The sequence below is a fragment of the Streptomyces sp. NPDC008079 genome, assembly GCF_042957385.1.
Taxonomy (GTDB): domain Bacteria; phylum Actinomycetota; class Actinomycetes; order Streptomycetales; family Streptomycetaceae; genus Actinacidiphila.
This window is the reverse complement of record NZ_JBIBIC010000024.1, coordinates 56,525-65,579: the sequence shown is the minus strand read 5'-3', so window position 1 is coordinate 65,579 and position 9,055 is coordinate 56,525. Positions and strand designations below refer to the sequence as shown.

The following is a 9,055-nucleotide window of genomic DNA, read 5'->3' as shown; positions in this document are numbered from 1 at the left end:
GGGCCCCCCCCCCCCCCCGGGGGGTCCCCCGCGCCCCCCCCGCGCCCCGCGGGGGGGGGGGGGGGGGCCCGGGGCCCCCCCCCCCCCCGGCGCCCCGGGGGCGGGCCCCCCCCCCCCCCCCCCCCCCCCGCGTGAGGCGGGCCTCAGCGGATGCGTCCGCGGCGGCCGGTGACGGCCAGGGCTATGGCGATGACTATGGCGGCGATGACCGCGGCGACGATCAGGATGTGGAGCATGCGGGCCCCCATGGTGTGAGCTGGTGTACACGTCATGCCCGGGAAGGCCGGTGCGTACCCCGGTCGCGGGTAGCCGGTCGGCAGCCGTACGACCCGACCGGTGCGAGGTCCGCACCCCGCGCCGGGGTGCCGGAGGGCACATGGAGCCGCCGGGGTGCCGGGGCGTCAGGGCGTCGGGGTGCCTCGTTCCGGGGTTACGGGTGCGGGGAGGTACGCGGGCGGGCCGCCGAGGCCACCGTTGCCGCCGCCTCGCGCTCGCTCAGCCCGGTGTGCACCGCCGCCGTCACCAGCGCCGGTGCCAGCGCTTCGCCGAGACCGGCGTCGTACGCCCGGCACGCGGCCCAGAACAACCGGCCGTTGCGCTCTCCTTCGTGTGAATCCAGGACGAAGCGGACGAGCGCGGCGGCACGTTTCTCCGCGGGGTGGCGCGGCGCGGAGGCATCGCGGGGCGGCGCGACCGGCGGTGGCGGCGCGGCGAGCAGCAGCAGCGCGGACGGCGCGGGCGCCAGCGGATGGCCCGCGGTGCCGGGCGCCAGCAGATAGCGGCCCGCGACCGTACGCGAGCCGGGGCCGACCACGTAACCGCCCTCGCCGCGCACGTCGATGCCCGGCGCCAGGCGGCCCGCCGAGTTGGGGACCTGCGTCGGCGCGGTCAGCCACAGGTGGCGTCCGCCGCTGGGGGTGAGCACCGTGACCGTGTCGGGCACGGCGAAGCCGTGGGCGGCGGCCAGGGCGGTGAGCGCCGCGACGCCGTCGGCGCCGTGCTTGACGTCCAGGTCGAGGCCGATCAGATGGTGCGGCGCCCGGCCGCAGGCGATCCCGTACCCCGTCGCCCAGGGCGCGGCGGCGAACAGGGAGCGAATCCGGGCCGGGTCGGTGCTCGCGTCGTACACACCGTGTCCCGGACGCCCGCACGCGCCCCGGCAGTCACTCGTACGGGGCTCGTCGCGGTGCGGTGAGCGGATGGCGGGCAGTTTGGTCCGGGACAGCGGGATCACCGGCAGGCCGCGCGCCGCGGTGAGCAGGGCGGCGTGCAGCGCGCGGGTGTGGTCGGGGCGTGGCATGGCCTGCTCCCTGACGTTCGAACGTGTGTTCGTCTGCACCCTCAAGTAATACCGCGCGCGGCGCCCACCGTCCACTGCGCGAGCCGGTGTGGCGGTGCGTTCCGGGTCACGCCCGTGACACCCCGGTGACCGTGTTCGACACGCGCGGGTACTACGGTCGGGCGCGGACAGGTCGTAGCTGTCCGAGTCCGGCCCCAGGCGGGCCGGCGCCGCGACGGAGGGGCGGGAGAGATGGACGAACTGCACGCGGGGGACGCCGAGTTGTGCGCGGGCGGCGGTGACGAACGGCTGGCGGCCGAGGGCGAGACGGCACTGGCCCGGCTGATCATGGACGGCGGCGACCTGCCGCACGCGGCGAGCCATCTGGGCAACGCCGTCGCCATCGACCCGCTGCTCCCCGAGACCCACGAGGCGCTCACCGAACTCGCCACCCGCGCGGGCGGCCCGCGCGCCGCGCTCGACCTCTTCCCGCTCGACCACCCCTACATCGGCGCCGTAGTCTGCCGGGCGCACCTCCAGGCCGCCTGCGGCGAGTGGGCCGAGGCGGTCGGCCTGATCGCCGCCGCCGTACGCGCCGAGTACGACCGGCCGTGGTCGCACGTCGCCTGGCTCACCCAGGACCGGCTGCCCGAACTGCTGCCGCCGCAGGTCATGACGCAGGCGCTGGCCCGCGCGGTCGGCGGCGCGCTGCCCGACCCCGTGCCCGAGCACGCCCGCGACGCGCTGCGGCCCTTCTACGACCTGACCCGCGCGGTGGTCGAACGCCACCCGGACGAGGCGCAGCTCGCCGCCATCGGCTCGGGACTCGCCCGCCGCTTCGAGGACCACGACCGCGCCATCGCCTGGGCCCGGCAGGCGGGCCGGGTCCAGCCGGGACACGTGCCCAGCGTCATGCTCGGCTACGCGCTGCGCGCCGCGGGCCGCCCCGACGAGGCGCTGCGGGTCTGGGAGGAGGAGATGGCCAGGGACGACTCCGACCTCTCCTTGATGGTCGACATCGCCGAGCTGTACGCGGTCACCGGCCGCGCCGAGCAGGGCCTGGCGTGGGCCGAGCGGGCCGTCACCGCGGACCCGCGGCACCCGCAGGCCGCCCCGGCCGTGCACGGCGTCCGCTACGCCGCCGACGGCGACCCGGCCCATCTCGTCGCGCTCACCGACCACCTGCGCGAGCACCCCGACCACCCCTACGCGGGCACCGTCCTGGCCCGGCACAGCGAGTGGCAGCCGTGGCTCGGCGTGGTCGACAGCGCCACCGAGGCGACCGTCAACGTCCTGCACCAGATCCTGGAGAGCCCCGACGCGCAGGCGATCCGGTCCGGCGGCGGCGCGAAGCTGTCCGCCTCCGCGGTCGAACCGCCGAGCGCCGCCCTCGCCTTCGTCCTCGCGCTGCCCGGCGGCACGCTCGTCAACGACGCGGCGGGCGACCCCGACCCCCGGCAGCCGACCGCCGAGGTCGCCGTCCGGATCTGGCGGTACGAGGGCCTGGCCGCGCTGCCCGCCGTCGCGCCGCCGTCGCCCGAGGCCGCGGGGCTGGTCCAGGACACCGCCTCGGTGAGCTGGCCGCACCTGCCCGCCGCGTACGACCACGCGGTGCGGCTGGCCGGGCTCGGCCTCGACGACCTGCTCGGCGTCCTCGCCCACCCGCCGCAGCCGCCGGACGACGACCAGGGCCGCTTCCTGCGCGACCACCGCCCCGAGCTGTGGATTCGCGCCGTGCAGACCTTCGCCTGCCTGGGCGTGGCCCACCACCGCGCCGACGAGCCGTGGGAGGACTCCCGGCGCCGCGCGGTCCTGCTCGACCTGCTGCACGGCCCCGAGGACTGGGTCAACGAGACGGCGGCCTTCGCCATGGTGGCCACCGCCTGGGGCGACCCGGCCGTCCGCGCCGACGTCGGCCTGCGCCTGACCGAACGGATGCTGGACGCGGCGAAGGCGTACCAGACCCGTGAGGTGACCGTCCTCGGCTCGCTGTGCCGCCTGGTGCTGCTCTGCCCCTGGCTGGACGACACCTATACGAGCCTCGCCCGTGACCTGCTGGCCGCCGTCCGCCGCTCGGACGCACACGCCGAGCAAGGCGAACGAGCCGAACGAGCCGAACACAGTGAACAGGGCGAGCAAGGCGAACAAGCGGAAGCCGTGCGGGAAACGGCCGCGGAAACCGCCGCCGCGGGTCCGCCCCGCCGCGGACTCTTCCGGCGCCGACGTGACTGAGGGTCCGTCCTGGGGGAAGATCCTCCTCCAGGCGTAGCTCGGCTTTTTGCCAAGCCATTACTCTTGACGCAAGCGGAGCCGCAGCACGCGGTCTTGGAGGAGTGAAATGAGGAGCAGCAACCCGGTCTTCTCCCGGCGGGGATTCACCCGCGGGGACTCGTACGCCGGATTCGGTGCGCAGGGCGCCCAGGGTGCCCGGCAGCAGGGCGGAAACCCTTACGGGCAGCCAGCGGGGAACCCGTATGCCGCCCAGCCCCAACAGGGTGGGAACCCGTACGCGGCCGACGGGCAGCCCCTCACCCCCGAGCAGATGGAGGAGATGTACGCCGGTCCCGCCGCGGGTCCGGCGCAGACCGGCCGGATGACGATCGACGACGTCGTCATGCGGACCGCGATGACGCTCGGCGTGGTCGTGCTCGGCGCGATCCTCGGCTGGTTCGCGCTGCCCGACAGCTACGGCCTGGCCATCGGCGCGGCGCTGATCGCGTTCGTGCTGGCGATGGTCCAGTCGTTCAAGCGCACCCCGATGCCGGCCCTGATCCTGGGGTACGCGATCTTCGAGGGCGTCTTCCTCGGCGTCATCAGCAACATGTACAACGAGCGGTGGCAGGGCGCGCCCGTCCAGGCCGTGCTCGGCACCATGGCGGTCTTCGCGGGCATGCTGTTCGCGTACAAGACCCGGCTGATCCGGGTCACCGCCCGCTACGCGCGGATCGGCATGGCCATCGCGGTCGGCTTCCTGCTGGCGATGGTGGTCAACCTGCTGTTCTACGCCTTCGGCAGCGGCAACGGCCTGGGCCTGACCACCGGCCCGCTGGGCATCGTCTTCTGCCTGCTGGGCATCGGCCTCGGCGCCTTCTTCCTCTCCCTGGACTTCAAGCAGGTCGAGGACGGCATCCGCTTCGGCGCCCCGCAGAACGAGTCGTGGTTCGCGGCCTTCGGCCTGACCGTCTCGCTGGTCTGGATCTACCTGGAGATCCTGCGGCTGCTCTCGATCCTGCGCGACTAGCGCACACGGTCCGCGTCATCGCGACGGGCCGCCCGGAAGCGTCGCTTCCCGGCGGCCCGTCGGTGTCTGTGGAGGGAGGGGGCGGGGCCTGGCGGGCGCTACATCAGATTACGTGCGGCCCGCCGCAGGTCGTACTCGTGGACGAGGGCCTTCGCGTGGCCGTAGGAGAGGGCGTGCTCGCTGCGCAGCCAGCTCACCTTGTCGTCGAAGCGGAAGAACGAAGGGCCGTCGGCGAGGTCTCTCAGCCAGTCGCTGACCTCGCGGCCTGTGCAGTGCGGGATGCGGTCCAGCAGATTGCGGTGGGTCTCGGCGGAGAAGTGCGTTTGGGACATCGGCGCCTCCGGTAGGTGGTCCGGTTACCCCACCGTGCCCGAGCCTTCCCCCGTTGGCAACCACCCCGGACGTGCGGATATGGGTGCGATCCCGGTCCGCGCGCGCCGGTAGGGTCACGACCATGGCCGATCGCACTCCTCTGCGCCCCTCCGTCGAACGCCTCGCGGGACGGCTGCGGGCGCTTCCGCAGCGCCGCCTCCAGGCGGGCGCGGCGGCCGAAGGGCTCGCGCTGGCACGGTGGTTGGCGCGGCAGGCGCAGGCGCTGGAGTTCCCCGGCCGGGAGCCGTACGAGCTGCCCGACGACGGCGTCTTCACCGTCGGTGATCAACTGGCCGTCGCGGGCAATGACTTGGCGGCGGCCCTGGAAGCCGACCCGGCGGGTACGGCGGAGGTGTGCGCCGCGGCCCTCCAGCGGGTGTCGGCGGCGGCGAAGGCGATCGGCTGAGCCCGTCAGGGCCGGAAACCGGCGTCCCGCTGTGGAGCGGGTCCGGCCCTGGAGCGAGTCCGCCTCAGAGCGAGGCCACGACCCGGTCGGCCAGTACGTACACGCTCTCGTCGCCGTACGCGAAGGTGAGCGCGTACGCGCCCGCTATCGCGGAACCGCCGCGCAGCACGGGCACCTCGCCGCGGTCGAGGGCGTCGGAGAGCTGTACCGCGGTCTCGCGGTGGCCGGGGGTCATGCACAAGGTGGTGCCGTCGGCGAAGACGTACACGTCGAGGGTGCCGAGCGGTCCGGGGCGCACGTCGGTCAGCGGGACGCGGCCGTCGGCGAGGTCGGCGAGGCGCTCGGCGGTCTGGTCCTGGGACGCGACGACCGGGGACGGCGCGTAGTCGGGACCCGAGGGGTGCGGGAAGGTGCCGGGCAGCGGGAGGGTCGCCTCCGACGCCTCGGGCTCGTGGGCCGCTTCGAGGCCGCCCGTCTCGATTCCGGCCGCCTCGAGGCCCGCGAGGTCGGCCTGCCGGGGCAGGTAGGGAAGCACCGGCGGGACCTCGTAGTCACCGGCCGCGGGACCCTCGGCGCCGGCGCCGTAGACGCCGCCGCGGAAGAAGGTGCCGTCGGTGGCGGTCTCGCGGGCCTCCTGCTCGGCCCAGAAGGCACGGGCCTCGGCCAGCTCCCGCTCCCGCTCGTCGGCGAGCGCGTCGGCGACGGCGGACCTGATGTCCCCGGCGGAGGCGCGCGGTCCGGGCACACTCAGACCGGCGAGGTCCTGACGCAGGGCGGACAGCTCGCGGCGCATGCCACGAGCGGAGAGCAGGGCGGCGGAACCCGCGGCCACGGCGATACCCGCGGCGACCAGCAGGACGGTGAAGTTGGCGCTCACTGACGTTCTCCCGACTGACGCGCGACCCGAGCAATGCCCACCGAAGCGGTGGGTGAAACTTTCCCCTCCCAACACTCTGCCGGTAAACCCCTGGCCTTTGCAGTGCGGAAAGTCACGAATTGGCCGGGTCTGTCGTCCTAGGCCATCCGGGTATGACCGTTCTGACCTGCGAAAACGCATCGCCCCCAGGAAAAATCACATCCTGGGGGCGATTTGATTGCGACTTACGTCACAACTGTGCGTTACGAAGCCGAGTGATCACGGAAGGTCACAAAATGGCCGGATGACGGGCTTCGGCGGCGCGTTACGACAGCCTCTCGATGACCATCGCCATGCCCTGGCCGCCGCCGACGCACATCGTCTCCAGGCCGAACTGCTTGTCGTGGAACTGGAGGCTGTTGATGAGGGTGCCGGTGATGCGGGCGCCGGTCATGCCGAAGGGGTGGCCGACGGCGATGGCGCCGCCGTTGACGTTCAGCCGGTCCAGGTCGATGCCCAGGTCGCGGTAGGACGGGATGACCTGCGCCGCGAACGCCTCGTTGATCTCGACCAGGTCGATGTCGCCGACCGACAGGCCCGCCCGCGACAGCGCCTGCCGGGACGCCTCGACCGGGCCGTAGCCCATGATCTCGGGGGAGAGCCCGGACACGCCGGTGGAGACCACGCGGGCCAGCGGCGTGATGCCCAGCTCGCGCGCCTTGGTGTCGGACATCACGACCAGCGCGGCGGCGCCGTCGTTGAGCGGGCAGCAGTTGCCCGCGGTGACCGTGCCGTCGGGGCGGAAGACCGGCTTGAGGCCCCGTACGCCCTCCAGCGTCACCCCGGCCCGCGGACCGTCGTCCTTGGACACCACGGTGCCGTCGGGCAGCGTGACGGGCGTGATCTCGCGCTCCCAGAAGCCGTTCTTCAGCGCTTCCTCGGCCAGATTCTGCGACCGCACGCCGAACTCGTCCTGGTCCTCCCGGGTGATCCCCTTGAGCTGGGCCAGATTCTCGGCCGTCTGCCCCATCGCGATGTACGCGTCCGGCACCGCGCCGTCCTCACGCGGGTCGTGCCAGTCGCCCAGTTCGGCGCTGCCCTGCTCGGCGCGCTGCTGCGTACGGGCCCTGGCCTCGTCGAAGACCGGGTTCATCGTGTCGGGCAGGCTGTCGGAGTTGCCCTTCGCGAACCGCGAGACCATCTCGACGCCGGCCGAGACGAAGACGTCGCCCTCGCCGGCCTTGATGGCGTGCAGCGCCATCCGCGTGGTCTGGAGCGACGAGGAGCAGTAGCGGGTGACCGTACAGCCCGGCAGGTGGTCCATGCCCATCCGCACGGCCACGATCCGGCCCATGTTGAAGCCCTGCTCGCCGCCGGGCAGACCGCAGCCCAGCATCAGGTCGTCGATCTGGCGCGGGTCGAGCTGCGGGACCTTGTCCAGCGCGGTCCTGATGATCGTGGCGGCCAGGTCGTCGGGCCGCAGCTCCTTCAGCGACCCCTTGAAGGCGCGCCCGATGGGCGAACGGGCGGCAGAGACGATGACGGCTTCTGGCATCGCGACACTCCTCGTCGAGGCTGCGGGATTCTCGGGACTCCTGGGGAAGCTACCGCCACGTAGCGCAGCGAGTCATCAGAGACCGCCTGTGATGCGGGCCTCTTTCTGAGCGCTTGCTTACCCCGCTCCGTGGCTGGTCCTACCCGGCTCCGCCCGTTCCCACCCCTTCGGCCGCCGCCTCCGGGTGCCGCTCGTCCTCCGCCGGCAGTCCGCGCCGCCTGCGCCGCTTGATCAGCGCCCAGCGCCCGCGGGGACCGGACACCGCGCCCCGTGCCGCCGTGACCTCCGTACCGCCCTCGGAGGCCGCCTCGGCCGCCGCCTGGGCCACCGGCAGGAAGCCCTCGCCGCGGCGCGCGTCCGGCCGCTCGTCGTCGGTGTCCGGCCACAGCCCCAGCGCCGCGCACAACGTCGGCAGTACGGCCATGGCGGCCGTCGCGTAGCCCTCCGCCGACGGGTGGAAGTTGTCGGGGCCGAACAGCTCGCGCGGCCTGGCCTCGAACTCCGGGCCGAGCAGCGCGCCCAGCGACACCGTACGGCCGCCCAGGCCCACCACCGCGATGGTCTGCGCGGCGGCGAGCTGGCGGCTCATCCGGCGGGCCAGATAGCGCAGCGGCTGGTAGACCGGCTCGACCGAGCCCAGGTCGGGACAGGTGCCCACGACCACCTCGCACTCCGCCTCGCGCAGCCGCCGTACCGCGTCCGACAGCAGCCGGACCGAGGTGGCCAACGGCATCCGGTGCGTCACGTCGTTGGCGCCGATCATGATCACCACGACCTCGGGCACCGGAGCGCCCGACTCCAGCAGCAGCGTCACCTGACGGGCCAGGTCGTCCGACTGCGCGCCGGGCAGCGCCACGTTCACCAACTGCACCGGCCGCTCGGCGACCGCGGCGAGCCCGGAGGCCAGCAGCGCGCCCGGCGTCTCCCTGGCCCGGCGCACGCCCTGACCCGCCGCCGTGGAATCACCCAGGAAGCCCAATCGCAGCGGCGTCTCGCCGGTCCGGTGCGCGAACGCGGAGCCGTACCTCCCGTCCGCCCGCGGCGCGACCGCGCCGGATCCGCCGACCATCCGCTTGGCCAGCCGCGCCTCGGTCAGCAGCACCCCGATCGCGGCCCCGCCCAGCAGGCTGATGCCGCCGCCTCCGAACGCCGCCGCCGTCGCGATCCGCCGTGCCACCCTCGCCCTCGACATCGAGCCGGTCACCTCCCACTGACTCCACCGGCCTACTGCGTGTACGCACGCGTATCGGTCCTGGTTACTTGGTACATGAACCTGGTGCCCCGTCAGGGACCATCAGCAACGTCAACGCTGTCCGCGTCGTCCACGTTTCGCCTGCGGTTCGCTT

Annotated in this window: 8 protein-coding genes; 3 read left to right on the top strand and 5 right to left on the bottom strand. The window is 73.6% G+C overall.

What is annotated here, in order from left to right:
• Positions 1-430 precede the first annotated feature (430 nt).
• Complete coding sequence (locus tag ACFZAM_RS33780; RefSeq protein WP_355346935.1) at positions 431-1,300, bottom strand: bifunctional DNA primase/polymerase; 870 nt, start codon at positions 1,298-1,300, stop codon at positions 431-433.
• A 231-nt stretch (positions 1,301-1,531) separates the two neighbouring features.
• Between ACFZAM_RS33780 and ACFZAM_RS33775 the strand changes: the two genes are divergently transcribed.
• Entirely contained in the window at positions 1,532-3,511 is a 1,980-nt protein-coding gene (locus ACFZAM_RS33775; RefSeq protein ID WP_391051586.1) for a hypothetical protein, read from the top strand.
• 106 nt (positions 3,512-3,617) lie between these two features.
• Positions 3,618-4,520 carry a Bax inhibitor-1/YccA family protein gene (locus ACFZAM_RS33770; protein WP_355346941.1) on the top strand — a complete coding sequence of 301 codons (903 nt, stop codon included), beginning with the start codon at positions 3,618-3,620 and terminating at the stop codon, positions 4,518-4,520.
• A gap of 98 nt (positions 4,521-4,618) precedes the next feature.
• Here ACFZAM_RS33770 and ACFZAM_RS33765 read toward each other — a convergent pair whose 3' ends face one another.
• The gene (locus tag ACFZAM_RS33765) at positions 4,619-4,852 is read right to left on the bottom strand and encodes a DUF4287 domain-containing protein (protein WP_188285479.1); all 234 of its coding nucleotides are present in this window, start codon (positions 4,850-4,852) and stop codon (positions 4,619-4,621) included.
• 122 nt (positions 4,853-4,974) lie between these two features.
• On the opposite strand from ACFZAM_RS33765, the gene ACFZAM_RS33760 reads away from it, so the two are divergent.
• Complete coding sequence (locus ACFZAM_RS33760; protein WP_355346944.1) at positions 4,975-5,298, top strand: hypothetical protein; 324 nt, start codon at positions 4,975-4,977, stop codon at positions 5,296-5,298.
• A gap of 64 nt (positions 5,299-5,362) precedes the next feature.
• On the opposite strand, the gene ACFZAM_RS33755 is transcribed toward ACFZAM_RS33760, so the two are convergent.
• The 3 genes from ACFZAM_RS33755 to ACFZAM_RS33745 all read right to left on the bottom strand — a co-directional run bounded on the left by ACFZAM_RS33755 (position 5,363) and on the right by ACFZAM_RS33745 (position 8,901).
• On the bottom strand, positions 5,363-6,175 hold the full coding sequence (locus ACFZAM_RS33755; protein ID WP_391051582.1) for a hypothetical protein: 813 nt from the start codon (positions 6,173-6,175) through the stop codon (positions 5,363-5,365).
• 304 nt (positions 6,176-6,479) lie between these two features.
• Positions 6,480-7,709, bottom strand: coding sequence for an acetyl-CoA C-acetyltransferase (locus tag ACFZAM_RS33750; RefSeq protein ID WP_355346947.1), 1,230 nt, complete (start codon positions 7,707-7,709; stop codon positions 6,480-6,482).
• A gap of 139 nt (positions 7,710-7,848) precedes the next feature.
• A complete protein-coding gene (locus ACFZAM_RS33745; RefSeq protein ID WP_355346950.1) occupies positions 7,849-8,901 on the bottom strand; it encodes an SGNH/GDSL hydrolase family protein in 1,053 nt (350 codons plus the stop codon).
• Between the last annotated feature and the right edge of the window lie 154 nt (positions 8,902-9,055).

Coding starts and splice junctions, on each gene's coding strand:
- ACFZAM_RS33765 (WP_188285479.1), bottom strand. CDS start 4,852: ATGTCCCAAACGCACTTCTCCGCCGAGACCCACCGCAATCTGCTGGAC.
- ACFZAM_RS33770 (WP_355346941.1), top strand. CDS start 3,618: ATGAGGAGCAGCAACCCGGTCTTCTCCCGGCGGGGATTCACCCGCGGG.
- ACFZAM_RS33750 (WP_355346947.1), bottom strand. CDS start 7,709: ATGCCAGAAGCCGTCATCGTCTCTGCCGCCCGTTCGCCCATCGGGCGC.
- ACFZAM_RS33775 (WP_391051586.1), top strand. CDS start 1,532: ATGGACGAACTGCACGCGGGGGACGCCGAGTTGTGCGCGGGCGGCGGT.
- ACFZAM_RS33760 (WP_355346944.1), top strand. CDS start 4,975: ATGGCCGATCGCACTCCTCTGCGCCCCTCCGTCGAACGCCTCGCGGGA.
- ACFZAM_RS33780 (WP_355346935.1), bottom strand. CDS start 1,300: ATGCCACGCCCCGACCACACCCGCGCGCTGCACGCCGCCCTGCTCACC.
- ACFZAM_RS33745 (WP_355346950.1), bottom strand. CDS start 8,901: ATGTCGAGGGCGAGGGTGGCACGGCGGATCGCGACGGCGGCGGCGTTC.